We start from the raw sequence: 23,531 nt of genomic DNA on the forward strand, positions 1-23,531 counted from the left end.
TTGACCAGGATTGGTCTAGCGTTCCCACTTCTTTTTGGTCAGTTGCCTACTCTATGTCACCTTTCAAAGGCCAGACCGGCCTCAAACGTATCCTCAACGCCTCCGGTTACTCGCTGGATGGCCTGCGTGCAGCCTTCACCGGCGAAGCGGCCTTTCGGCAACTGGTGTTGCTCAACGTCATCCTGATCCCGATTTCGTTCTTTTTGAATGTCAGTCGTGTCGAGCAGGCGCTGCTCATTGCCGTCTGTCTATTGGCCTTGATTGTCGAGTTGCTCAATTCGGCGGTGGAAGCCGCCATTGACCGCATTTCCCTTGAGCTGCACCCGCTGTCGAAAAATGCAAAAGACATGGGCAGTGCCGCGCAATTGGTGGCGTTGACCATGATCGCATTGGTGTGGGCGGTGATCCTGCTTTAAGCGATGGTGGGCAGCACGATCTCGTCGCTGCGCTGAACCCCTGCGGTGAACGCGCGGCACAGATCGAGGAATTCGCGCATTGCCGAGGTCTGATATTTCTGTTTGTGCCAGATGAAATAGAACTGCCGCGCCAGGTCCAGATCCGGGGTCTCCACCGGCACCAGACTGCCGCGGCGGAATGCATCGCGCAGTGCCAGCCGCGAAATGCAGCCAATCCCCAATCCTGATTCCACTGCACGCTTGATCGCTTCGGTGTGTTCCAGTTCCAGGCGAATGTTCAGCCCGCTGCGATGGTGACGCATGGCCTGGTCGAATGTCAGTCGTGTGCCCGAGCCTTGCTCTCGCAGAATCCAGGCCTCGTGGCTTAGCTCATCCATGGTCGCCGTGCCACGCCTGGCCAGTGGATGCTGGGGCGCGCAGAACACCACCAGCTCATCCTCGACCCAGCTCTGCACTTCGATGTCCGGATGGCTGCAGTCGCCTTCGATCAGACCCAGATCAATTTCATAGTGGGCGACCTGCTGCACAATGTTGGCAGTGTTCTGCACATGCAGCTTCACCTGGCTTTCGGGATGACGCTGCATGAAGCTGCCGATCAACAGGGTGGCCAGGTAATTGCCGATCGTGAGGGTCGCACCGACCGCCAGGGAACCGAAACCGGACTTGCCATTGAGCAGGTCTTCGATTTCCTTGGCCTGATCGAGTAACGCCACCGCTTGCGGCAACAGCTGTTTGCCGAGGGCGTTGAGGGCCAGCCGTTTGCCCGCGCGGTCGAACAACTGGCAGCTGCACTGGCGCTCGAGCTCGGTGATCGAGGTGCTCGCCGCCGATTGCGACAGGTTGAGCAGACCCGCGGCGCGCGATACGCTTTCCTGCTGGGCGACGGCGACGAATACTTGAAGTTGACGGAGAGTAAATCGCATATCGATATAACCGATAACCCTTATCTTAATAATCCAGTTAACAGATATTGTCGCTGCCATTAGAATGCGATGCAATTGCGCACAGCAGCTCAATTTTTTTGCAGAGCAGGCGCAGAGCGCGCGCAGACAAAATCTCCAGGAGTCCCACGTACATGAGCAACATGAACCACGAGCGTGTCCTCAGTGTTCACCACTGGAACGACACTCTGTTCAGCTTCAAGTGCACCCGCGATCCGGGCCTGCGCTTCGAGAACGGTCAGTTCGTGATGATCGGCCTGCAACAGCCCAGCGGCCGCCCGCTTATGCGTGCCTACTCGATTGCCAGCCCGAACTGGGAAGAGCATCTGGAGTTCTTCAGCATCAAGGTGCCTGATGGCCCGCTGACCTCCCAGTTGCAGCATCTGAAGGAAGGCGACGAGATCATCATCAGCAAGAAGCCTACCGGTACGCTGGTACTGGACGACTTGAAGCCTGGCAAACATTTGTACCTGCTCAGCACCGGTACCGGTCTGGCGCCGTTCATGAGCGTCATCCAGGATCCGGAAACCTACGAGCGTTTTGAAAAAGTGATCCTGTGCCACGGCGTGCGTTACGTCAACGAAGTCGCTTACCGTGAGTTCATCACCGAGCACTTGCCGCAGAACGAGTTCTTCGGCGATGCGCTGCGTGACAAGTTGATCTACTACCCGACCGTGACCCGCGAGCCATTCGAGAACGAAGGTCGCCTGACCGACCTGATGCGCAGCGGCAAGCTGTTCAGCGACATCGGCCTGCCACCGATCAACCCGCAGGACGACCGCGCCATGCTGTGCGGCAGCCCGAGCATGCTCGACGAGACCAGCGACGTGCTGAACAGCTTCGGCCTGAAAGTCTCGCCGCGGATGCGGGAGCCGGGTGACTACCTGATCGAGCGTGCGTTCGTCGAGAAATAAGAACACCGCTCACCTGCTTTGCTTTCCCTGTGGGAGCGGGCTTGCTCGCGAAAGCGGTGTATCAGTCAGCATTACTGTCGACTGACACACCGCTTTCGCGAGCAAGCCCGCTCCCACAGTGGTTTCTGGTATTTAGACGTTCGCGGGAATGACTTCGAGAACGCGGATCATCCCTGCCTCCGGGTAATGCCACCGCACATCCACATCCCAGAACTGCGCTCCATACTCCCGCTCCGGCGCAGGCGTCTGATAAGCCGGACGCGGATCTTGTGCCAGGCACTGCTCGATCAGCTCAACCAACGGCTCTTCAAGACGCTGAGCGTGCCCGTGCGCCTGTTGCAGTGCCGAATCCGTCCACTGCACGGGAATCATCTGCGGCGCAGCGCTGGCGATACTGTTGGACGCTGCATCGACGATATCGGCGTAAGGCACGTAAGGCTTGATGTCGAGAACCGGTGTACCGTCCAGCAGGTCGATGCCGGATATCCACAGGCGATCGGCTTCGACCTTGTCCAGTTTGACTACCGATTGGCCAATCCCGTTGGGCCGATGGGTCGCACGGGTGGCAAACACCCCCATGGACTTGTTGCCGCCCAAGCGAGGAGGGCGGACTTTCAGGCGTGGTTTTTCTTCCAGGGCCTGGTGGAACAGGAACAATAGCCAGACGTGGCTGACCTGCTCCAGGCCCTGCACGGCGTCGCCCTGATCGAACGGTGCCACCAGTTCCAGCACGCCGCGAGCGGCGGGTGCCAGTTGCGGCTGGCGCGGAATGGCGAACTTCTCCTTGAAGCAGGAGCGCACGAAGCCGATAGGGGAAACGCTGTAAGTCATGGTTTGGGGTCGGAGGGGAATGAGGGTGGGCATGATAACCCACACGGCAACTGGCAAGGTGGTGCCTGTCAGTCCGTCATCGCGGGCAAGCCACGCTCCCACAGGTTTTGTAATGGACACAAATGATGTGTGCGCTCGAGAACCCTTGTGGGAGCGTGGCTTGCCCGCGATGGCCACACCGCCGATCTAGAGACTGCCTTCGGCAGCTCCTAGAGAAGATCCGCAGCGGGCGTTTATTGCGGGCGCACGCGCAGGGTCAGGCCCTTGAGGAAGTTGCGCAGCAACTGGTCGCCGCACGTACGGTAGTTGGTGTGGCCGAACTTGCGGAACAGCGCGCTCAGCTCCGGCTTGGACACCGGGAACTCGGAGGCCTTGAGGATCGCGTGCATGTCGTCTTCCTTCAGTTCGAAGGCCACCCGCAGTTTCTTCAGGATGATGTTGTTGGTCACCGGTGTTTCGATCGGCTGGGGCGGACGGCTTTCGTCCTTGCCGCGCTTGAAGATCACCAGGCCATCGAGGAAATGCGCCATGACCTCGTCCGGGCAGCGGACGAAGCCTTCTTCGTCTTCTTCTTTCTTGTCGAGGTATGTCAGCAGGTCTGGCAGGGTCACGTCCATGCCGCCGAGCTTGATGATCTCGATGACTTTCTTGTCGCTGATGTCGAGCATGTAGCGCACGCTGCGCAGTACGTCGTTATGAATCATGGTGTGCAATCCTGATAGTCGGCAGTGGGCGCCGCATAAGCAGCGGCACCAAAATGTGTGGCGGCGGGAGCAGTCTTAGAACTTCTCTTTGCCGGACAGATAACGCCATTGCCCCAAGGGCACTTTGCCAATGGAGACACCGCCAATGCGGATACGGCGGATGGCCACGACCTTCAGGCCGACAGCCTGGCAGAACAGGGCGATCACCCCCGGTTGTGGGTTCTTCATCGCAAAACGCAGACGGTTTTCGCTCTGCCAGCTGGCTTTGACCGGCGGCAGTTCCTTGCCCTTGTAGGTCAGGCCGTGGTTCAGGCGGTTGAGGCCGTGAGCCACCATGTCGCCTTCAACCTCGACCACATACTCTTGCTCGATCTTGCTGGCATCGGCGGTCAATTTGCGCAGGGTCTTCCAGTCCTGGGTGAACACCAGCAAACCGCTGGCGTTGGCCTGCAGATCAGTACTGGCGGTCAGGCGCAGGAAGTGGCCCTTGAGCGGACGTTTGCTGAAGCGGTGTTCTTCGCTCAGGGTCTCGGCGCTGATGGTTGCCATGGCCGTGTCCGCATCCATGCCCGCCGCAACGTTGAACAGGATGGTCACCGGCTCGGGCGCGGTGGCCTTGGCCTCTGGATCGAGCTCGACTTTCTGGGTGCCGACCTTGAATTGCGGCTCATCGATGACTTCACCGTCCACGGTGACCCAGCCGCCCTCGATGAACAGCTCAGCCTCCCGACGGGAACAGCCGACGAGTTCGATGAGGCGTTTGGAGAGTCGAATCGGGTCAGTCATGACAGGGCCGTAACAAAAAAGGGGTGGGCATTGTACCTGCTGGGCGCCGGTTAATCCCGGCTCCATTTGCGCTGTGTGGCTTTTTGTGGGAGCGGGCTTGCTCCGGGCGGCGTTCCGACGAAAGCGGTAGATCAGTCAACTTATCTGCTGAATGACACACCGCTTTCGCGAGCAAGCCCGCTCCCACAGGTGTTCGGTGTTGTGTCAGCCATGGCCCGTACGGTGTTGGGTTTGGCGCAGGCGCATGTGCAGCAGCGGATAGGGCTGGCCCATGCCATCGACCTCGGAGCGGCCAATCACCTCGAAACCCTGCTTGAAGTAGAACCCCAGGGCTTGCGGGTTCTGTTCGTTGACATCCAGTTCGTTGGCATTCAGGTGCTCCAGGGCATACCGCAACAACTGTTTACCCAGCCCCTGGCCGCGGTGTGCCGGGTCGATGAAGAGCATTTCGATCTTGCCCGCCGCAACCCCGGCAAACCCGGTGATACGCTGGCGCGAGTCTTTGGTGCAGATCAGCATCACCGCGTCGAGGTAGCGGGTCAGCACCAGGTTCTTCAGCAGTTCGATGTAACTGTCGGGCAGAAAGTCATGGGTGGCGCGCACCGAGGCTTCCCACACCTGCGTCAGTTCCTGGTAGTCGCTCCGTTTCGGCGTCTGGATGAGCGAATGTTGGCGCATGGCCGAATGCCCCGTTGGCGGTTGATCGTGCGAGTCTTTTCTCCCGCCAAACGATAGCCGTAAAAAAGCCCCGCATCTCGTCAAGAGAGCGGGGCTTTTGCTGTTTTTTTCGTTTAGATCTGTTCAGCCCACAGATCGTACTCGTCGGCATCGGTCACTTTGCACCAGACCTTGTCGCCCGGCTTCAGGTTGCTGCCGTTGTCGATGAACACGTTACCGTCGATTTCCGGGGCATCGAAGAAGCAGCGACCGACCGCGCCTTGCTCGTCGACTTCATCGACCAGCACTTCGATTTCACGGCCGACGCGCATTTGCAGGCGTGCCGAGCTGATCGCTTGTTGGTGCGCCATGAAGCGGTCCCAGCGGTCTTGCTTGACGTCGTCTGGCACGATGGCCGCGTCCAGCAGGTTGGCCGGTGCGCCTTCGACCGGCGAATACTGGAAGCAGCCGACGCGGTCGAGCTGGGCTTCGGTCAGCCAGTTCAGCAGGTACTGGAAGTCTTCTTCGGTTTCGCCAGGGAAGCCGACGATGAAGGTCGACCGGATGATCAGGTCCGGGCAGATCTCGCGCCAGTTCTTGATGCGAGCCAGGGTCTTGTCTTCGAAGGCCGGGCGTTTCATGGCCTTGAGGACTTTCGGGCTGGCGTGCTGGAACGGGATGTCCAGGTACGGCAGGATTTTCCCGGCGGCCATCAGCGGGATCAGCTCGTCGACGTGCGGGTACGGGTAGACGTAGTGCAGGCGGACCCAGACGCCGAGGGTGCTCAGGGCGTCGCAGAGTTCGGTCATGCGGGTCTTCACCGGCGCGCCGTTCCAGAAACCGGTGCGGTATTTCACGTCGACGCCGTAGGCGCTGGTGTCTTGGGAGATCACCAACAGCTCTTTGACGCCGGCCTTGACCAGGCGCTGGGCTTCATCGAGCACATCACCGACCGGGCGGCTGACCAGTTTGCCGCGCATCGACGGGATGATGCAGAAGCTGCAGCTGTGGTTGCAGCCTTCGGAAATCTTCAGGTAGGCGTAGTGGCGCGGGGTCAGTTTGATCCCTTGTGGCGGCACCAGGTCTATCAGCGGGTTGTGATCCTGGCGCGGCGGCACGGCGTCGTGCACGGCGTTGACCACTTGCTCGTACTGTTGCGGACCGGTCACGGCCAGCACGCTTGGATGCACCTTGCGAATGTTGCCTTCTTCGACGCCCATGCAGCCGGTCACGATGACCTTGCCGTTTTCCTTGATGGCTTCGCCGATCACTTCCAGGGACTCGGCCTTGGCCGAATCGATGAAGCCGCAGGTGTTGACCACCACGACGTCGGCGTCCTGATAGGTGGACACCACGTCATAGCCTTCCATGCGCAGCTGGGTAAGGATGCGCTCGGAGTCGACCAGTGCTTTGGGGCAACCCAGGGATACGAAGCCGACCTTCGGATTGGCTGGCGCAGGAGTGGTGGACATGTCTAACCTCGGTATTGGTGACGCCTCCAGCCGAAGACGGCAAGGCGACAGACGGGCACTTGGTGTGCCTCTGATCAAAAAGTGCGCAATTCTAGCGATGAGAGGCGCACTTGACCAGCTTTATGCAGGGAAATACGACGAGTGCTGCGCTATGCTTCGCGCCGTTTAGCCTTACCGATTTCTTACAGTCAACAAAACGTCTGTAACGAAAAGTAAAACAGCGCATGCTGCACGGTAAAGCACAGTGCTTCTTTCAAAGAAGTCCGGTCTGGGTATCAGGAGTGTTGGATGGGTCAGGCAAGTAGTCAGGCGGCAGACGCCGAGCATTCGGCGGGCAAGCCGATCGGCATGCTGGTCGCGGCGGTCGGCGTGGTGTATGGCGATATCGGCACGAGCCCGCTGTACACCCTCAAAGAAGTGTTTTCCGGCGGCTACGGCGTGCCCGTCACTCATGATGGGGTGCTGGGGATTCTGGCACTGATCTTCTGGTCACTCATCTGGGTCGTTTCGATCAAATACATGATGTTTGTCCTGCGCGCCGATAACCAGGGCGAAGGCGGGATCATGGCCTTGACGGCATTGGCCCGACGGGCGGCGGCAGGGCATGCCAGGTTGCGTACCCTGCTGGTGGTGTGCGGGCTGATCGGCGCGGCGCTGTTCTATGGCGACAGCATGATCACCCCGGCGATTTCCGTACTCTCGGCCATCGAGGGCTTGGGCCTTGCGTTCGAGGGCATCGACCATTGGGTGGTGCCGCTGTCATTGATCGTGCTGGTGGCGCTCTTTCTGATTCAACGTCACGGCACCGCGCGGATCGGCATTCTGTTCGGGCCGATCATGGTCACCTGGTTTGTGGTGCTGGGGGCACTCGGCGTCTACGGCATCCTGCAGCACCCGGAAGTGTTGCAGGCTATGAACCCGGTGTGGGGCGTACGTTTCTTCGTCGTGCACCCGGGCATGGGCGTGGCGATTCTAGGCGCGGTGGTACTGGCGCTGACCGGTGCCGAAGCGTTGTACGCCGACATGGGCCACTTCGGCCGCAAGCCGATTGCCCGCGCGTGGTTCATCCTGGTGCTGCCGGCGTTGGTACTGAATTACTTCGGCCAGGGCGCGTTGCTGCTCGGTGATCCGGACGCCGCCCGCAATCCGTTCTACTTGCTGGCACCGAGCTGGGCGTTGATTCCGTTGGTCGGCCTGTCGACCCTGGCGACGGTAATCGCTTCCCAGGCGGTGATCTCCGGGGCGTTCTCCCTGACCCGCCAGGCGATCCAGCTCGGCTACATTCCACGCATGCGTATCCAGCACACCTCCAGCGCCGAACAGGGCCAGATCTACATCGGCGCGGTGAACTGGGCGCTGATGGTCGGCGTGATCCTGTTGGTGCTGGGGTTCGAATCCTCCGGCGCCCTGGCCTCGGCCTACGGTGTGGCGGTGACCGGCACGATGCTGATGACCACCATCCTGGTGTCGGCCGTGATGTTGTTGCTGTGGAAATGGCCACCGGTCCTCGCCGTTCCAGTGTTGCTGGGCTTCCTGTTGGTGGACGGCCTGTACTTTGCCGCCAACGTGCCAAAGATTGTCCAGGGCGGGGCGTTCCCGGTGATCGCCGGTATTGTGCTGTTTGTGCTGATGACCACCTGGAAGCGCGGCAAGCAACTGCTGGTCGAGCGAATCGACGAGGGCGGCTTGCCGCTGCCGATCTTCATTGGCAGCATCAGCGTGCAGCCGCCGCATCGCGTCCAGGGCACCGCGGTGTTCCTCACCGCGCGTCCGGATGCCGTGCCCCACGCGCTGCTGCACAACCTGCTGCATAACCAGGTATTGCACGAGCAAGTGGTGCTGCTGACGGTGGTCTACGAAGACATTCCGCGAGTGCCACCGACGCGGCGCTTCGAGGTTGAATCCCACGGTGAAGGGTTCTTCCGGGTGATCCTGCACTTTGGTTTCATCGATGAACCGGACGTGCCGCAAGCGCTGAAGTTGTGTCATCTCGATGACCTGGACTTCAGCCCGATGCGCACCACCTACTTCCTCAGCCGCGAGACGGTCATCGCCTCCAAGCTCGTAGGCATGGCCCGCTGGCGCGAGGTGCTGTTCGCCTTTATGTTGCAGAACGCCAACGGTAATTTGCGGTTCTTTAACTTGCCGTTGAACCGGGTGATTGAGTTGGGTACCCAAGTAGAAATGTAAGCCCATCAAAAAGCCCCCGTTGCTGTGAAGGCAGCGGGGGCTTTTTTGTGGGTGGGCGCGTAACGTGAAGTCAATGGAGAACCCCTGTGGGAGCGGGCTTGCTCGCGAATGCGGTGTGTCAGTCGACATCGATGTTGAATGTCAGTCCGTCTTCGCGAGCAAGCCCGCTCCCACAGGGGGGGCTGCGTCTGGACCGATAATGAAAAGCCCCCGCTACCGTGAAGTAACGAGGGCTCTTTTGTTGGCGAAACTCAGATCACTCCTGAGCCGCCGTTTCCTTCGCCTGACGCTTCTCGATCACATCCACCAGCCGCTGGGCCAAAGCCGGGTAGTTCTCGTCAAAGTGATGCCCGCCAGGCAGTTTGATCGCTTCGCCCACCGCGGTCTTGTCGGTGCAGCCGCTCTCATCGACTTCTTCTTCGCCATAGATGCACACCACTTTCTCCGCCGGCAATTTGGCCATTTCCGGGCCGGTGGCGGCTTCCTTGCCGGCGTTGCCGAGCCAGCCTTCGACTTCGATTTCGAAGCTGCCGGTGCGGGCGAAGGCCAGCAGGATGATCGCGTCGACCCGTTGCTGCTCCGCGGGCTCCAGGCGGTTGTAAATCGCCGGCAGGACGTCGGCACCGAACGAGTAACCGGTGAGGATGAAGCGCTTGGTACCCCATTTCTGCCGGTAGTGCTGCATCAGATCAGCGAGGTCCAGCGCACTTTGCTCCGGGCTCTTGTGCTGCCAGTAGTAGCGCAGGGTATCGATGCCGACCACCGGGTAGCCGATCTTGGCCATCTCGCCCGCCACGTCGCGGTCCAGGTCGCGCCAGCCGCCATCGCCGGAGAGGAACAGGGTGACGGTGTCCCGGGCCTGGCCGGCTGGCACTTCGACCACCGGGATCTGCAGGCCGCCAGCGGCTTTGTCGCCGCCGACCAGGCGCTTGCGCAGTTCGTTGTTCAGCACTTGCGGCAGGTTGATGTCGTAGTCGCTGATGCTGGTTTCGGCGTTCGGCTGGTCGCGCACGAAGCCGGCGCTGGTGTCGTCCGGGTTGTCGTTCCAGGCCACCAGCCAGTGACCGTGGGCCGCGCTTTTTGGCAGCAGGTGCGTGCAGCCGGGTTTTTCCAGGGCCAGGTCCACCGAAACGGCCTGGGCCTGGTCGTTCTTCTGTTCGGACAACCAGCGCCAGGCGAGCACGGCACCCGGGCCGATGCCGCTGACCAGGGTCGCCGGGCCTTTGAGTTCGCGCAGGCCGGATTGCAGGGCACGGCTTTGCAACAGGCAGTCTTTGGGCAGGATCACCTGGACGATCTGCGCCGAGCCGCTGCGGCTGAGGGTCAGCAACTGTTTGTCGCTGAGCTTCTGTTCTTCATTGACCGCCACCAGCACCCGGGCGCGCGGTGTGTTGCCGGGGATCACTCGAGTCATCGCCGCACCGTCGGCGGGTGTCAGCTGTTCGAGGGTCGGTTCTGGTGCCGGGCGGTTGAGGTACCAGTAACCGCCGCCGAGGATCAGGGCCAGCACTGCCATTGTGCCCAGTACGTACCGCAGGGAGCGTTGAATCATCAGCGTTTCACCAATCCAGTCAAGCCGCCCGCAATCAGGGCAGCAGTGTCGGCCAGGGCCACCAGTGGATCGAGTCCGGCGGGCACGGCCATATAACGGGGTTCCCAGTCAGGCTGGAACTTGTCTTTGAAGCGGCGCAAGCCTTGGAAGTTGTAGAGCTGCTCACCACGGCGGAACACCATCGAGCCCAGGCGCTGGGTCAGCGGTGCGCCGCGACGGGGTTGCAACCCCGACAGCGGCACCATGCCCAGGCTGAAGCGGGCGTAACCATGATTTTTATAATGTTGGATCAGGCCGACCATCATGAACTCCATGGTCAGCTTGGGGGCCTGCGGGTGCGCGCGCATCAGGTCGAGGCTGGCCAGGTCATGGCCGTAGGTCTCGAGCAGGTTGGCGAACGCCACCGGTTGCCCTTCGAAACGGATCACCGCGATGCGGAAGTGCTTGAGGTAGTCATCGCTGAAACGGCCGAGGGAGAAACCTTTCTCGCGCACGTTCTTGCCGGTCAGCCAGGCATCGGAGATCACCTTGAGCTCATCCATCGGCGCTTGCCCCGGCTCATGGATCTCCAGCGACAGGCCGTCGCGGGTGCCACGGTTCCACGTGTAACGCAGGTCCTTCATCTCTTTGCCCTTGGCCTCGAGGTCGAAGCGCTGCAGATCGACCCGGGCTTCCTCGCCGAGCTTGATCGCCGTCAGGCCAATGTCCATGTAGTACGGCAGGTTCTCGGCGCGCACCTGATAGAACACGGGGCGGGCGTGGTGGAGGTCACACAGGTCACGGAACTGCCAGATCATCTCGGCCCGTTGCTGGGCCGGGCCGATCGGGTCATACAAGGCCACCAGGCTGCGACCACGGCGGGCGTACATCAGGAACGCCTCGGCGTCAGGGTGAAACAGCAGCGCCTTGTCACCGGTCAGGGCCAGGCCGCCATCCGGTTGGGCGGAAGCCATGAGAATCTTGACCGCGCGATCCAGCTCATCGGGCGTCGGCAGATGGATCACCGGGCGCGCGGTGCGCAGCAGCCAGGTCAGGGACACCACCAGCAACAGGACGGCGGCACCGAGCAGCGAGCGCAAGCCACGGGGGGCATCGGCGTCGAGGGTGAACTGCCACCAGAGTTGATGGCTGTAGGGAACGTCCTGATAGGCGAACAGCAGCAGCCAGATCGACGCACCGAGCACGCACAGGCTGGACACCAGATACAGCGGCGAGAAGGGCAGTTCGGTCAGGCGGCTGGGGCGGTAGAACGAACGCCGGAAAACCCCCAGCAGGCTGGCGGTCAACGTCATCAGGCAGGCTTCCTCCCAGTCGAAGCCCTTGAGCAGCGAGAGCAGGGCGCCCACCAGCAACAGGATGGTGGTCAGCATCCACGCGGCCGACAGGCGCCGGCGCAGACCTTGGGCCAGCAGCAGGCAAAGCACGCCGACCAGGCTGGCGCCGAAGTGCGAGGCGTCGACCAGTCGATGCGGGATCAGAAAACCGATGTGCTCCAGGCGCGTATCGATTTCCGGGGTCACGCCGGAGAACAGCAGCACCACGCCGGATAGAAATACCAGCACCGCCAGAATCGGTGCAGCCAGGCCAGAGGCGGCGCGCAGGGTCTGACGTGTCTGGAACAGCCGCTGGCCTTCATTGATCAGCAGCAGCAAACAGGCCACCAGCAACGGCAGCACCACATAGATCAGGCGATAGAGCAGCAACGCGGCAGCCAGTGGCGCGGCACCGAGCTTGTCGGCGAAGGCGGCCAGCAGGATGGCCTCGAACACCCCGACACCGCCGGGCACGTGGCTGAGCACCCCTGCGGCCAGGGCCAGCAGGTACACCAGCAAGAACGCACCGAAGGGCGGCGCTTCGGGCAGCAACAGATAAAGTACGGTCGCGGCGGCGGCCACGTCCAGGGCAGTGATCACCAATTGCAGAAACGTCAGGCGACGCCCTGGCAGACGCAGGGTGCGGCGACCCACCTTGACCAGCAGATTGTCCGGGTAAGGCTGTTCTGGCAGGCGACGGCGGTAGATACCGATAGCCAGTACCGTAAAAAGCAGCAGCACGGCGCCAGCGACCGCACCGAGCAATGTCTCGGACAGACCCAGGGCGGCGGAAGCGGCAGGCAAGTCACTGAGGGTGGCGAGCGCCGCGAGCGGGGGCAGGGCACAGCCGAGCGAAAGGCTGGCAAACAGCGTCATGTGGGCGACTTCCGAAGCCCCCAGGCCATGACGTGCATATAAACGGTAGCGGACCGAGCCTCCCGAGAGCATCGAAAGACCGATGGCATTGCCGATGGCGAATGCGGTGAACCCGCCCAGGGCGAGGATGCGCGGCGCCAGTGTCACGCCGGCATACCGACTGGCCGACCATTCGTAGCCGAGCAAAATGATGAAGCCGACCACGGTCGCAGCCAGTGCGCCGAGCAGAGCCCGTTGCGGTACTTCGAGAATCGAGTCGTGCAGCGCGTACAGATCGAGTTCGCTCAGCAGGTGACGACAGGCGATCAGCGCGATAGCGAACAACAGCAGAGTGACGGCCAGACCCAGGGGTTGGCGGTATTTGCTGACCAGGTCCAGCAAGCGCAGGCGCTCGGCCTTGATCGGTTGTGTCGCGGTGACGGTGTCTTGTGGATCAGACGAATTGGTGCGCATCAATCACCTCTTGGATTGTGCGCGACAGGATGGGGGTATCCAGTCAAGTTACCAATCCCTCTGGAAAAAAATAGTTACAAATATAGCGCCTCTTATCGAGATCCGGCGTCGGCACGTCATCCTTCGTAGAGGGTTTTATCTGTGATCGAGCATAGTCTGAACTCAGCGAGCCGGAAGGCTGGACGGCACGGAACACGCTGATAGTCCATTGTTGCGAAATGACTTTTTCAACAGGCACAAAAAAGGCCACTCTTTCGAGTAGCCTTTTTTGATGTTTGGTTGCGGGAGCCGGATTTGAACCGACGACCTTCGGGTTATGAGCCCGACGAGCTACCAGACTGCTCCATCCCGCGTCTGTGTGGCGGCATTCTATAGAGATACGCCGTGGTGTCAACCGTTAATCCTGAACCTGATCAAATTAGTGTAAATGAATGGCAGGCTTAGGCAAGGGATACCTAAGTTTTGGAATCAGAACGATTTCTGATGTCTGCGCTACTGATGCGTAAACCCCGCATTCGTACAAAACGGACGCGCACAAAAAAGGCCACTCTTTCGAGTAGCCTTTCTTGATGTTTGGTTGCGGGAGCCGGATTTGAACCGACGACCTTCGGGTTATGAGCCCGACGAGCTACCAGACTGCTCCATCCCGCGTCTGTGTGGCGGCACTCTACAGGCGAACGGCGGAGAGTCAACCTTTAATCCTGAAACTGGTCGAATAAGTGCAAATGAATGGCAAAGCAAGGCAGGGAGATCCCAAGTTCAGGAATCAGAACGATCTCTCTTTCTGGGCTACCAATGGGTTAGCGCTGCATTCGTACAAAACAGGCGCGCACAAAAAAGGCCACTCTTTCGAGTAGCCTTTCTTGATGTTTGGTTGCGGGAGCCGGATTTGAACCGACGACCTTCGGGTTATGAGCCCGACGAGCTACCAGACTGCTCCATCCCGCGTCTGTGTGTCGGATTCTACAGAGGATGGCGGGGGTGTCAACCCTAATCCTGAAAAAACCTGTTCCTGTTCAATCGCTTAGCTCTCCAAGGGAAGGGGCTGGAGGCCTGTGAGGCAGGTATGGCAAGGGCTCCGGCTCTATTGGGTGGAGTTGTTCGATTGAGAAATTAAATTCATCCGGTACTTTTCCTACGTATGAAAAAGAACATTCGGAGTACTGGTGCTATATACAGGTGTCGGTGAGATACTGCCTATCCGACTCGGCCTGACGCCATTTCTTCGCCATGAACACCGCTTTTATATGACCCAGCGAAAAATCATCCACGTCGATTGTGACTGTTTCTACGCGGCCATCGAGATGCGTGACGACCCGCGCCTGGCCGGTAAACCGCTGGCGGTGGGTGGGTCGGCGGATCGGCGGGGCGTGATCGCCACCTGCAATTACGAGGCGCGGGCCTATGGCGTGCGTTCGGCCATGTCGTCGGGGCATGCCTTGAAGCTGTGCCCGGACCTGACCATCGTCAAGCCGCGCATGGACGCCTATAGAGAAGCGTCAAAGGAAATTCACACGATCTTTCGCGATTACACCGACTTGATCGAGCCGCTTTCCCTCGATGAAGCGTACCTCGATGTGTCGGACAGTGCGCATTTCGGTGGTAGCGCCACCCGCATTGCCCAGGACATCCGGCGACGGGTGTCCAATCAGTTGCACATCACCGTTTCTGCCGGCGTGGCGCCGAACAAGTTTCTCGCCAAGATCGCCAGCGACTGGAAGAAACCCAACGGCTTGTTTGTCATTACACCGGATCAGGTGGAAGACTTTGTCAGCGGTTTACCGGTCAGCAAGCTCCACGGGGTGGGCAAGGTGACTGCCGACAAGCTGGGCAGGCTCGGTATCGTCGACTGCTCGCATTTGCGCGAATGGGACAAGTTGGCGCTGGTGCGCGAATTCGGCAGCTTTGGCGAGCGGCTCTGGAGCCTGGCCCGTGGGATCGACGACCGTCTGGTGCACAACGACAGTCGTCGACAGTCAATCAGTGTGGAGAATACCTACGACGTGGATCTGCCGGATCTGGTGAGCTGCCTGGATAAATTACCCGAGCTTCTGGAAACCCTGGCCGGGCGCATGGCGCGGATCGACAGCAGTTATCGGCCGGGCAAGCCGTTCGTCAAAGTGAAATTCCATGACTTTACCCAGACCACGCTGGAGCAGGCTGGGGCAGGGCGGGATTTGGGGAGTTATCAGCTGTTGCTGACCCAGGCATTCAATCGCGGTGGGAAGCCGGTGCGGTTGTTGGGGGTTGGGGTCAGGCTTGAGGATTTGCGGGGTGGGTTTGAGCAGATGGAGTTGTTTGAGCGGTAGTGGTTGGGTTTTGATGCAGTGGTGAATGTAACGCCGTCTTCGCGAGCAAGCCCGCTCCCACATTGGATCTGCTGTGGACACATGATTTGTGACCGCCTCAAATCCCCTGTGGGAGCGGGCTTGCTCGCGAAGCTTTTGCTTTTGCTTTTAATTCGGTCCCGGATTCGCCACCAGTCGCCCCGCATCCTTGGTCAATGACTTGAGGAATTCGGTCTGCAACTCGGGATCGTTGCGGGTCAGTTCGATCAGGCTCTGTTCCAGCTCCGTGGCTTCTTCTTCCAGGCCCAGTTCCGACAGGCGCTTGACCCGGTGTACCCACTGGCTCACTTCGTCGTCTTCGAGGTCGTCGTAAATCAGCCCGTGAGCTTCGAGCAGTTTGCCGCGCAATCCACTGCTGACCGCCAGGGACGAGTCGGAGTGCACGTCGTCCTGGGCGTCTGCGACACTGATCAGCAGTCGGCTCAGATGATTGATGTCATGTTCGGCGAACGGGCTGTCCAACAGGTTCAGGCGAAAAATGCCGTTTTTGTCGGTGCTCAGTTCGAAGGTTTCCTTGCCGGCCTTGACCTCTACCGGGCGCTCGCTCCACGGCAGGCTCGAGTACTCGGTGCGCTTGTCCAGCTGGACTTCGTCGATGCCGGCCAGGTTCTGCTGTGCGCGACCGTTGGACGGCGCGTTCATGAACGGGTTGAGCCCGGCGAAACCGTAGCTGAACCAGTCCCGGGTCACACTGTCCGGAAGGTTGCCGAGGGCGAACACGTTGGCCACATTCGCGCCGACACCGCCCACCACCGCCACCGCGCCCAGCGGAATCTCGTAGATCTCCCGCCAGGGTTGGTACGGCGTGTAGCGGTCATAGTGGCGCGTGACTTCGAATTCGGTGACTTCGAAGGTCTTTTGCTCGTGGATTTTCACCCGCCGTTGTGGAAGCTCAAGCACCTTGGGCTCACCGACATCGATCTGCAGGCTGTGATCGAGCAATTTGCGCTCGACACGTTCCTCGTGCTCGCTGCGTTGCGACATGTGATTGGCACAGCCGCTGACCAGCAGGGTGCCGCACAAGGCGGCACCACCGAGGCCTAAGGTGTTTCGCTTGAACATGACTTCTCTATCTGGTGTCAGCGGCGGATACGGGCCTGGAGGAAGGACAACACATCAGCAACCGGCAGCGCTTGCGCCTCGGGCTCGGTGCGGCTCTTGTATTCCAGATTGCCATCGGCGAGGCCGCGGTCACTGACCACGATCCGGTGAGGGATGCCGATCAGCTCCATGTCCGCGAACTTGATGCCCGGGCTGGTTTTCTTGTCGCGGTCGTCCAGCAGTACTTCGAAGCCGGCGGCAGTCAGTTCTGCATACAGCTTGTCGGTGGCTTCGCGAACCTGTTCGGTTTCGTAGCGCAGTGGCACCAGGGCAACCTGGAAGGGTGCCAGGGTATCGCTCCAGATAATGCCGTTGGCGTCATTGTTCTGCTCGATGGCCGCTGCCACTACGCGGGACACGCCAATGCCGTAGCAACCCATTTCCAGGGTCACCGGCTTGCCGTTCTCGCCCAGCACTTCGCACTTCATCGCTTTGCTGTACTTGTTGCCCAACTGGAAGATGTGCCCGACTTCGATGCCGCGCTTGATTTCCAGGGTGCCTTTGCCGTCCGCGCTTGGGTCACCGGCCACGACATTGCGCAGGTCGGCCACGGTCGGAACAGGCAGGTCACGTTCCCAGTTCACGCCGAAGTAGTGCTTGTCGTCGATGTTGGCACCGATGCCGAAGTCGCTCATCAGTTCGACGGAACGGTCGATGATGATCGGCAGCGGCAGATTCAGCGGGCCGAGGGAACCGGCGCCGGCGCCAATGGCGTCGCGCAATTCGGCTTCGGACGCCATCACCAGCGGGCTGGCAACGCCTGGCTGGTTGGCGGCCTTGATTTCGTTCAACTCGTGGTCGCCACGGATGATCAGGGCAATCAGCTTGCCTTGCTCTTGCGCGTGAACTACCAGGGTCTTGATGGTCTTCTCGATCGGCAGGTTGAAGCCTTCGACCAGTTGCGCGATGGTCTTGGCGTTCGGTGTATCGACCAGGCGCAGCTCTTCCGTCGGTGCTGCACGGGACGTTTCCCGCGGCACGGCTTCGGCTTTCTCGATGTTGGCGGCGTAGTCGGAGCCGTTGCTGAAGACGATATCGTCTTCGCCGGATTCGGCCAGTACATGGAACTCGTGGGAGCCGGCACCGCCGATGGAACCGTTGTCGGCTTCAACTGCGCGGAACTTCAGGCCCAGGCGGGTGAACACGTTGCAGTACGCCTGGTACATGCGGTCGTAAGTGACCTGCAGCGAAGGCTGATCGGCATGGAACGAGTAGGCGTCCTTCATGATGAATTCGCGGCCGCGCATCAAACCGAAGCGTGGGCGGATTTCGTCACGGAACTTGGTCTGGATCTGATACAGGTTGATCGGCAGCTGTTTGTAGCTGCTCAACTCGTTGCGCATCAGGTCGGTGATCACTTCTTCGTGGGTCGGGCCGGCGCAGAAGTCGCGGCCGTGGCGATCCTTGAAGCGCAGCAATTCAGGGCCGTATTCTTCCCAGCGACCGGATTCCTGCCACAGTTCAGCCGGCTGCGTGCTCGGCATCAACACTTCAAGAGAGCCCGCGGCGTTCATTTCTTCACGAACGATGGCTTCGACCTTGCGCATCACTCGCAAGCCCATCGGCAGCCAGGTGTACAGGCCCGAGGCGAGTTTGCGGATCATGCCGGCGCGCAGCATCAGCTGATGGCTGATCACGACCGCGTCGGAAGGCGTTTCTTTCTGTGTGGCGAGCAAAAATTGACTGGTGCGCATGGTTGGCCGTTGTCGGTTGCTGATGACGAGAAATGACGGAGCATTGTACGGGCGAGATCTTCCGGCGTACAGGCGTGCGGTCGGTGGGGTGGCAAAGGGCGGGAATCGACGCGCCCTTTGCGAAGTTTCTTGCGTAAAGAGCCTAGGACTCTTCCGCGACCTGGGTCGGCACCGGGTCCGGCGTCGGACCGGCGCGGCGGTTCTCCTGGTACCAGTGCACGGCGATCAACAGCAGCGTCGGGACGCCCAGGAGCGCGGTAATCAGGAAGAAGTCGTGATAGCCGTATTTCTCCACCATCACCCCGGAGTAGCCGCCGATCAAGCGGGGCAGCAGCAGCATGATCGAACTGAGCAGTGCGTACTGGGTGGCGGAGAACTTGAGGTTGGTGAGGCTCGACAAGTAGGCGACGAACGCCGAGGTCGCCAGGCCCGAGCTGAAATTGTCCAGGGAGATGGTGCCAATCAGCATGTTCAGGTTGGCGCCCATGTCGGCGAGCATCAGGAACAGCAGGTTGGTGCCGGCCGATGTGACCCCGCCGATGAACAGGATCGGCAGGATGCCGAAGCGCACGATCAGCAGGCCGCCCATGCCGGCGCCGACCAGGGTCATGATCAGGCCGAAGATTTTGCTGACGCTGGCAATCTGATCCTTGGTGAAGCCCTGGTCGATGTAGAACACGTTGGCCATCACGCCCATGACCGTATCGGACATCCGGTAGGTGGCGATCAGCCCGAGCAGCAGCAGCGCCTGCCAGCGGTACCGCAGGATGAAGTCGTTGACCGGCGTCAGCACCGGCGCCAGGCCGCGGCGGCCCATGGCTGACAGGCATAGCGCGGTCAGGGTGGTGTAGAGGATGGCCCGCAGGAAGGCGCGGTCTTCGAGCAGCAGGTCGAGCAGGCTTTCGTCCTGGAACAGCACGCTGGCGAAGTCGGTGTTGTAGAGCTGGGTGAACAAGGCCGGTACGGAGACCAGCAGCACGATCAGCACGAATACCGACGCCAGTTGATGCACAAAGCTGTAGCGCCCGGCCTGGAGTTGGGTGCGCAGTGGCACTGGCGGTTCGCGCATGAAGAGGGAGGTCAGCAGCGCCGGGACCATCAGGACGCCGAACAGTATGTAAGTGCCGGCCCATGCCGAATGCTGGTAATTGAAGCCGGTCGAGCCGAAGCCTTCGGCGAAGAACAGGGCGCCGGCGGTCGCGAGCAGTGCGGCGACCCGATAGCCGGCCATATAGCTGGCGGCCAGCGCTGCCTGGCGGCTGTCTTCGGCGATTTCCAGGCGATAGGCGTCGACTGCGATGTCTTGAGTCGCCGAGGCGAAGGCGACGACCACGGCGATAGCGATCAGCCAGGACAAATGTTTTTGCGGGTCGCAGAAACCCATCCCGATCAGGCCGAGAATCACCAGTGCCTGGGAAAGCACCAGCCAGGAGCGTCGGCGACCGAGCTTGCCGAGCAGTGGCAGGCGCCATTGATCGAGCAGCGGTGACCAGACCCATTTAAAGGCGTAGGCCAGACCGATCAGGCTTGCATAGCCGATGGTTTCGCGAGCCACGCCGGCTTCACGCAGCCAGACCGAAAGTGTCGAAAACACCAGCATGTAGGGCAGGCCGGCGGCGAAACCAAGCAACAACAGCACAAGCGTTGAGGGGCTGGCATAGGCGGCGAGCGCGGCGCGCCAGGTTTTACGGGGCATGGGCTGGAGTCTGCCTCAAGAATTACGGAAACAAAGCGCGCACTCTAACCGCTGTGCTCTACCGGGCGCCAGCCATGGCGCTGAATATCAACACGATTATTCTGGACACTGATGCCCTCCATGCGCAAACGCGCCCGTTGTTCATCCCCTGAAGCACTGCCCACCGGCAGGCTGATGCGCCCGCCAGCACCGAGCACGCGGTGCCAGGGCAATTTGCTGTCGGGGGGCAATTGGCTCAGTGTCCGTCCGACCCAGCGTGCGGCGCGACCCAGCCCGGCCAGCTCGGCGAGTTGACCGTAACTCACGACTTTGCCCGCGGGTACTTGCGCCAGGGTCAGATAGAGCGCCGTGCGTCGGATTTGCGCCGGGCTTTGGTTTTCAGCGGTTGGGTCGGTCACATCCGCAGTTCCTGGGAAAATTCGCATTACCGTCCGTAGAGTAATGCCTGTATCTCCAATTGAGAAATGAACTCAATAGAAATAGTCGGGTCATTGCTAGCCAGGGTCTTATTCCTATGGATAATGCCGACTTTTTTTCGCAATCTTGAGCCTGTTTTTGCTTATGTTGTCCAGAACCCTGCTATGCCTCGCTGTCTTCACTGCCTCCACGCCCCTGCTCGCCGACACCGTCTGGTTGAAGAACGGTGACAAGCTGAGCGGCAAGATCATCTTGTTCGACGGTGGCAAGCTGTTGATCCAGACCGAGTATGCCGGCGCGGTGCCGATCGACTGGAAGCAAGTCAAAACCCTGGAAAGCGATCAGCAATTGCTGGTCAAGCAGGATGCCTACACCGGCGAAAAGGCCAAGGCGCTGCATGCGGCGGAAGACGGCAAGGTGACCCTTGCCAACGGCGACGGTCCCAAGACCGTGGAGCTGGCCAGCATCCAGCAGATGCTCAAGCCCAAGCCGGTGGTCGAAGATATGATGTGGAAGGGCAATATCGACGTGGCGCTGGATTATCAGCGGGCGGAAAAAGACACCGATGACTACGACGTCGACTTCAAGACCAGTGCCCGCCATGGCAGATGGCGTCATACGGCAGAAGGCGAGTACAACCGTGAATTCCAGGATGACGTGGTCACCACGGACAACTGGCGCGGTGAATATTCCCTCGACCGCTTCCTGACCGACAAATGGTTCTGGCAGGGCCGCCTGGTGTACAAGCGTGACAAGGTCGAAGACCTTGCCCGTCAGCGCACTGTCGGTACCGGTCCCGGTTATCAGTTCTGGGATGACGAACTGGGTGCATTCTCCCTGGGCTCGCTGCTCAACCGCACCGATTACGAATACAGCGATGGCGGCAAGGATAACTTCTACTCGGTCGCCATGAAGTGGGACTACAACCGCTACCTGGTCGGCAAGAAAGTGGAGTTCTTTACCAATGGCGAGGTGGGCAAGCCGCTGGGCAACGTGGCGGATTATGCGCTGGATGCCGAGGTTGGGCTGCGCTACAAAGTGACGGATTGGGCGTCGCTGAACCTGAAGGCCGAGAGAGACATCATCAAGGGGAGCGATGAGGCTGACCTGAGCAAGACGCGTTATACGGCAGGGTTTGGCGTTACCTGGTAAACCGCATTCCCTGTAGGAGCCAGGCTTGCCGGCGAAGAACGATAACGCGGTATGACAGATACACCGTAGCGCCTGGTTCGCGGGCAAGCCTCGCTCCTACGGGCGAAGAACGATAACGCGGTACGACAGATACACCGCGGCGCCTGATTCGCCTGTAGGAGCCAGGCTTGCCGGCGAAGAACGATAACGCGGTATGACAGATACACCGTAGCGCCTGGTTCGCGGGCAAGCCTCGCTCCTACGGGCGAAGAACGATGACGCGGTATGACAGATACACCGCGGCGCCTGATTCGCCTGTAGGAGCCAGGCTTGCCGGCGAAGAACGATAACGCGATGTACCAGATACACCGCGGCGCCTGGTTCGCGGGCAAGTCGGATCGCCGCCCGCTCGCTCCTACAGGCGATGGCGTCAGCACAATCAAAAGTGATCTGTCTGGCAAAAACAGACGGGCACAAAAAAGCCCCGCTTTTGAGGGCGGGGCCTTTTACTAAAGCAAGTACAAGTTAGATAACTTGAACTTCTTCAGCTTGCATGCCTTTCTGACCGCGGGTAGCGATGAAAGAAACCTGTTGGCCTTCTTTCAGGCTTTTGAAGCCGTCGGATTGGATAGCTTTGAAGTGAACGAACAGGTCGTCACCGGATTGTGGAGTGATGAAGCCGAAGCCTTTTTCATCGTTAAACCACTTAACGGTACCAGTTTGGCGATTAGACATGGTGTAACTCCTTGAACAAAGATAACTGCGACGCAGGAAGAACCCTGGCCGAGACTGAGTGCAAAGAGCAGGAAAAATTCTTGTAGATGGTTGGATCGAAATTCAACATATCGTGTAGAGATTCTCAGTGACACAAGCAGCACAGTGGCGCCACCTTAACCCTTTTTCCGGAACGTGCCAATGCTTCCTGCGAAGGTTTCTCTGTTTTCATGACTGACGGTCTGCCGGTTTACCCGCAAGAGCCGGAAATTACGGGGGGATCGGCAAGATTTGTGCCCCGGACTTTGAACCCGAAGCGCGCGCCCGGTAAGATGCCGGACAGAATTTTTCCACCTCGCTATTCAGGACACCCGCCATGAGCATCAAATCGGACAAGTGGATTCGCCGCATGGCGCAAGAGCACGGCATGATCGAACCTTTCGTCGAACGCCAGGTGCGTGGCGAAGGTGCCGAGCGAGTGATCTCCTACGGTGTGTCGAGCTACGGCTACGACGTGCGCTGCGCCGATGAATTCAAAGTATTCACCAACATCAATTCGGCGACCGTTGATCCGAAGAACTTCGACGAAAAGAGCTTCGTCGACGTCAAGAGCGACGTTTGCATCATCCCGCCTAACTCCTTCGCCCTGGCGCGCACCGTGGAATTCTTTCGCATTCCCCGCAACGTGCTGACCATCTGCCTGGGTAAAAGCACCTACGCCCGTTGCGGCATTATCGTCAACGTGACCCCGCTCGAGCCTGAATGGGAAGGCCATGTGACCCTGGAGTTCTCCAACACCACCACGCTGCCGGCGAAAATCTATGCCAATGAAGGCGTGGCGCAGATGCTGTTTTTCGAATCCGACGAAGAGTGCGAAGTTTCCTACAAGGACCGTGGCGGCAAGTATCAGGGGCAGCGCGGCGTCACTTTGCCGCGCACCTGATCCATTTCATCGGGCAGCCGGTGGGAATTCCTGAGCGGGTAGATACTCTATTGAGTGTACTGCCCGGTTCGCGTACAGCGGACGAGACCATTGCCCAGGAGTGTCCCATGAAGATCGATCCGCGAATAAGTGCCGAACTGGCAAGGCTTGTGCCCAATCAGGTTGGGGTCCTGGCCTGGTCCTTGTTGGCGCACCCGCCAGTCATGGCGGGGGGCATCCCCGGGCAGCCCGATCCCGATACCCCCAACGAACAACCCACAGAACCGGGAGAGCCCACCCTGCCGGATGAGCCGCCGCCCGCGCCTGTTGTCTGATCCCTGATCAAATGCAGGAGCAAGCTTGCTCCGGGCGGCGTTCCGACGATGGTCGTCAACGATAACGC

The 23,531-nt window shown here is 60.2% G+C and carries 20 protein-coding genes and 3 tRNA genes; 7 read left to right on the forward strand and 16 right to left on the reverse strand.

Annotated elements, in window-relative coordinates; all coding sequences use genetic code 11:
- Positions 1-53 precede the first annotated feature (53 nt).
- On the forward strand, positions 54-416 hold the full coding sequence (locus F8N80_RS13515) for a diacylglycerol kinase (RefSeq protein WP_008030027.1): 363 nt from the start codon (positions 54-56) through the stop codon (positions 414-416).
- Here F8N80_RS13515 and F8N80_RS13520 read toward each other — a convergent pair.
- Positions 413-1,339 carry a LysR family transcriptional regulator gene (locus F8N80_RS13520; protein WP_150745629.1) on the reverse strand — a complete coding sequence of 309 codons (927 nt, stop codon included), beginning with the start codon at positions 1,337-1,339 and terminating at the stop codon, positions 413-415. The two genes, F8N80_RS13515 and F8N80_RS13520, sit on opposite strands and share 4 nt — an antisense overlap.
- Positions 1,340-1,491: 152 nt before the next feature.
- On the opposite strand from F8N80_RS13520, the gene fpr reads away from it, so the two are divergent.
- Positions 1,492-2,271, forward strand: coding sequence for a ferredoxin-NADP reductase (gene fpr, locus F8N80_RS13525; protein ID WP_150745630.1), 780 nt, complete (start codon positions 1,492-1,494; stop codon positions 2,269-2,271).
- A 132-nt stretch (positions 2,272-2,403) separates the two neighbouring features.
- On the opposite strand, the gene tsaA is transcribed toward fpr, so the two are convergent.
- The 5 genes from tsaA to rimO all read right to left on the reverse strand — a co-directional run bounded on the left by tsaA (position 2,404) and on the right by rimO (position 6,721).
- On the reverse strand, positions 2,404-3,102 hold the full coding sequence (tsaA, locus tag F8N80_RS13530; RefSeq protein WP_150745631.1) for a tRNA (N6-threonylcarbamoyladenosine(37)-N6)-methyltransferase TrmO: 699 nt from the start codon (positions 3,100-3,102) through the stop codon (positions 2,404-2,406).
- A 233-nt stretch (positions 3,103-3,335) separates the two neighbouring features.
- The gene (locus tag F8N80_RS13535) at positions 3,336-3,806 is read right to left on the reverse strand and encodes a DUF1456 family protein (protein WP_150745632.1); all 471 of its coding nucleotides are present in this window, start codon (positions 3,804-3,806) and stop codon (positions 3,336-3,338) included.
- A gap of 75 nt (positions 3,807-3,881) precedes the next feature.
- A complete protein-coding gene (locus tag F8N80_RS13540; protein ID WP_150745633.1) occupies positions 3,882-4,592 on the reverse strand; it encodes an rRNA pseudouridine synthase in 711 nt (236 codons plus the stop codon).
- 204 nt (positions 4,593-4,796) lie between these two features.
- Positions 4,797-5,270, reverse strand: a complete 474-nt coding sequence (locus tag F8N80_RS13545; protein WP_150784017.1) for an acetyltransferase — start codon at positions 5,268-5,270, stop codon at positions 4,797-4,799.
- A gap of 113 nt (positions 5,271-5,383) precedes the next feature.
- Positions 5,384-6,721: a 30S ribosomal protein S12 methylthiotransferase RimO gene (gene rimO / locus F8N80_RS13550; RefSeq protein ID WP_150784018.1), complete on the reverse strand. Its 1,338-nt coding sequence runs from the start codon at positions 6,719-6,721 to the stop codon at positions 5,384-5,386.
- Between the two features lie 288 nt (positions 6,722-7,009).
- Between rimO and F8N80_RS13555 the strand changes: the two genes are divergently transcribed.
- Complete coding sequence (locus F8N80_RS13555; RefSeq protein ID WP_150745635.1) at positions 7,010-8,911, forward strand: potassium transporter Kup; 1,902 nt, start codon at positions 7,010-7,012, stop codon at positions 8,909-8,911.
- A 256-nt stretch (positions 8,912-9,167) separates the two neighbouring features.
- Here F8N80_RS13555 and F8N80_RS13560 read toward each other — a convergent pair whose 3' ends face one another.
- The 5 genes from F8N80_RS13560 to F8N80_RS13580 form a co-directional block, all read right to left on the reverse strand.
- Positions 9,168-10,463, reverse strand: a complete 1,296-nt coding sequence (locus F8N80_RS13560; RefSeq protein ID WP_150784019.1) for a virulence factor family protein — start codon at positions 10,461-10,463, stop codon at positions 9,168-9,170.
- Positions 10,463-13,105, reverse strand: a complete 2,643-nt coding sequence (gene mprF / locus F8N80_RS13565; RefSeq protein WP_150745637.1) for a bifunctional lysylphosphatidylglycerol flippase/synthetase MprF — start codon at positions 13,103-13,105, stop codon at positions 10,463-10,465. The genes F8N80_RS13560 and mprF overlap by 1 nt, the downstream gene beginning before the upstream one ends.
- Positions 13,106-13,381: 276 nt before the next feature.
- A tRNA-Met gene (locus F8N80_RS13570) sits at positions 13,382-13,458 on the reverse strand.
- Between the two features lie 221 nt (positions 13,459-13,679).
- Positions 13,680-13,756, reverse strand: a tRNA-Met gene (locus F8N80_RS13575).
- 220 nt (positions 13,757-13,976) lie between these two features.
- Positions 13,977-14,053: transfer RNA gene (locus F8N80_RS13580), tRNA-Met, on the reverse strand.
- A gap of 299 nt (positions 14,054-14,352) precedes the next feature.
- On the opposite strand from F8N80_RS13580, the gene dinB reads away from it, so the two are divergent.
- Positions 14,353-15,414 carry a DNA polymerase IV gene (gene dinB, locus F8N80_RS13585; protein ID WP_150784020.1) on the forward strand — a complete coding sequence of 354 codons (1,062 nt, stop codon included), beginning with the start codon at positions 14,353-14,355 and terminating at the stop codon, positions 15,412-15,414.
- Positions 15,415-15,561: 147 nt separating this feature from the next.
- On the opposite strand, the gene F8N80_RS13590 is transcribed toward dinB, so the two are convergent.
- The 4 genes from F8N80_RS13590 to F8N80_RS13605 all read right to left on the reverse strand — a co-directional run bounded on the left by F8N80_RS13590 (position 15,562) and on the right by F8N80_RS13605 (position 20,369).
- Positions 15,562-16,515 carry a hypothetical protein gene (locus F8N80_RS13590; protein WP_150784021.1) on the reverse strand — a complete coding sequence of 318 codons (954 nt, stop codon included), beginning with the start codon at positions 16,513-16,515 and terminating at the stop codon, positions 15,562-15,564.
- Between the two features lie 17 nt (positions 16,516-16,532).
- Positions 16,533-18,248: a proline--tRNA ligase gene (locus tag F8N80_RS13595; protein ID WP_150745640.1), complete on the reverse strand. Its 1,716-nt coding sequence runs from the start codon at positions 18,246-18,248 to the stop codon at positions 16,533-16,535.
- A gap of 142 nt (positions 18,249-18,390) precedes the next feature.
- Positions 18,391-19,944 carry an AmpG family muropeptide MFS transporter gene (locus F8N80_RS13600; RefSeq protein ID WP_150745641.1) on the reverse strand — a complete coding sequence of 518 codons (1,554 nt, stop codon included), beginning with the start codon at positions 19,942-19,944 and terminating at the stop codon, positions 18,391-18,393.
- 44 nt (positions 19,945-19,988) lie between these two features.
- The gene (locus F8N80_RS13605; protein WP_440131186.1) at positions 19,989-20,369 is read right to left on the reverse strand and encodes an MGMT family protein; all 381 of its coding nucleotides are present in this window, start codon (positions 20,367-20,369) and stop codon (positions 19,989-19,991) included.
- A 136-nt stretch (positions 20,370-20,505) separates the two neighbouring features.
- Here F8N80_RS13605 and F8N80_RS13610 point away from each other — a divergent pair, with 136 nt between their 5' ends.
- Positions 20,506-21,513: a DUF481 domain-containing protein gene (locus F8N80_RS13610; protein WP_150745643.1), complete on the forward strand. Its 1,008-nt coding sequence runs from the start codon at positions 20,506-20,508 to the stop codon at positions 21,511-21,513.
- A 504-nt stretch (positions 21,514-22,017) separates the two neighbouring features.
- Here F8N80_RS13610 and F8N80_RS13625 read toward each other — a convergent pair.
- The gene (locus tag F8N80_RS13625) at positions 22,018-22,227 is read right to left on the reverse strand and encodes a cold-shock protein (protein WP_002554837.1); all 210 of its coding nucleotides are present in this window, start codon (positions 22,225-22,227) and stop codon (positions 22,018-22,020) included.
- Between the two features lie 355 nt (positions 22,228-22,582).
- Between F8N80_RS13625 and dcd the strand changes: the two genes are divergently transcribed.
- Both dcd and F8N80_RS13635 read left to right on the forward strand, forming a co-directional pair.
- A complete protein-coding gene (dcd, locus tag F8N80_RS13630) occupies positions 22,583-23,149 on the forward strand; it encodes a dCTP deaminase (protein ID WP_028622498.1) in 567 nt (188 codons plus the stop codon).
- A gap of 107 nt (positions 23,150-23,256) precedes the next feature.
- The gene (locus F8N80_RS13635; RefSeq protein ID WP_150784023.1) at positions 23,257-23,463 is read left to right on the forward strand and encodes a hypothetical protein; all 207 of its coding nucleotides are present in this window, start codon (positions 23,257-23,259) and stop codon (positions 23,461-23,463) included.
- The last annotated feature ends 68 nt before the right edge of the window (positions 23,464-23,531 follow it).

The sequence above is a fragment of the Pseudomonas fluorescens genome (genome assembly GCF_902497995.1).
GTDB classification, from domain to species: Bacteria; Pseudomonadota; Gammaproteobacteria; order Pseudomonadales; family Pseudomonadaceae; genus Aquipseudomonas; species Aquipseudomonas fluorescens_BK.

What these genes read in the sequence shown, in the direction of transcription:
- F8N80_RS13515 (WP_008030027.1), top strand. Translation starts at nt 54, where the DNA reads ATGTCACCTTTCAAAGGCCAGACCGGCCTCAAACGTATCCTCAACGCC.
- F8N80_RS13520 (WP_150745629.1), bottom strand. Translation starts at nt 1,339, where the DNA reads ATGCGATTTACTCTCCGTCAACTTCAAGTATTCGTCGCCGTCGCCCAG.
- fpr (WP_150745630.1), top strand. Translation starts at nt 1,492, where the DNA reads ATGAGCAACATGAACCACGAGCGTGTCCTCAGTGTTCACCACTGGAAC.
- tsaA (WP_150745631.1), bottom strand. Translation starts at nt 3,102, where the DNA reads ATGACTTACAGCGTTTCCCCTATCGGCTTCGTGCGCTCCTGCTTCAAG.
- F8N80_RS13535 (WP_150745632.1), bottom strand. Translation starts at nt 3,806, where the DNA reads ATGATTCATAACGACGTACTGCGCAGCGTGCGCTACATGCTCGACATC.
- F8N80_RS13540 (WP_150745633.1), bottom strand. Translation starts at nt 4,592, where the DNA reads ATGACTGACCCGATTCGACTCTCCAAACGCCTCATCGAACTCGTCGGC.
- F8N80_RS13545 (WP_150784017.1), bottom strand. Translation starts at nt 5,270, where the DNA reads ATGCGCCAACATTCGCTCATCCAGACGCCGAAACGGAGCGACTACCAG.
- rimO (WP_150784018.1), bottom strand. Translation starts at nt 6,721, where the DNA reads ATGTCCACCACTCCTGCGCCAGCCAATCCGAAGGTCGGCTTCGTATCC.
- F8N80_RS13555 (WP_150745635.1), top strand. Translation starts at nt 7,010, where the DNA reads ATGGGTCAGGCAAGTAGTCAGGCGGCAGACGCCGAGCATTCGGCGGGC.
- F8N80_RS13560 (WP_150784019.1), bottom strand. Translation starts at nt 10,463, where the DNA reads ATGATTCAACGCTCCCTGCGGTACGTACTGGGCACAATGGCAGTGCTG.
- mprF (WP_150745637.1), bottom strand. Translation starts at nt 13,105, where the DNA reads ATGCGCACCAATTCGTCTGATCCACAAGACACCGTCACCGCGACACAA.
- dinB (WP_150784020.1), top strand. Translation starts at nt 14,353, where the DNA reads ATGACCCAGCGAAAAATCATCCACGTCGATTGTGACTGTTTCTACGCG.
- F8N80_RS13590 (WP_150784021.1), bottom strand. Translation starts at nt 16,515, where the DNA reads ATGTTCAAGCGAAACACCTTAGGCCTCGGTGGTGCCGCCTTGTGCGGC.
- F8N80_RS13595 (WP_150745640.1), bottom strand. Translation starts at nt 18,248, where the DNA reads ATGCGCACCAGTCAATTTTTGCTCGCCACACAGAAAGAAACGCCTTCC.
- F8N80_RS13600 (WP_150745641.1), bottom strand. Translation starts at nt 19,944, where the DNA reads ATGCCCCGTAAAACCTGGCGCGCCGCGCTCGCCGCCTATGCCAGCCCC.
- F8N80_RS13605 (WP_440131186.1), bottom strand. Translation starts at nt 20,369, where the DNA reads ATGCGAATTTTCCCAGGAACTGCGGATGTGACCGACCCAACCGCTGAA.
- F8N80_RS13610 (WP_150745643.1), top strand. Translation starts at nt 20,506, where the DNA reads ATGTTGTCCAGAACCCTGCTATGCCTCGCTGTCTTCACTGCCTCCACG.
- F8N80_RS13625 (WP_002554837.1), bottom strand. Translation starts at nt 22,227, where the DNA reads ATGTCTAATCGCCAAACTGGTACCGTTAAGTGGTTTAACGATGAAAAA.
- dcd (WP_028622498.1), top strand. Translation starts at nt 22,583, where the DNA reads ATGAGCATCAAATCGGACAAGTGGATTCGCCGCATGGCGCAAGAGCAC.
- F8N80_RS13635 (WP_150784023.1), top strand. Translation starts at nt 23,257, where the DNA reads ATGAAGATCGATCCGCGAATAAGTGCCGAACTGGCAAGGCTTGTGCCC.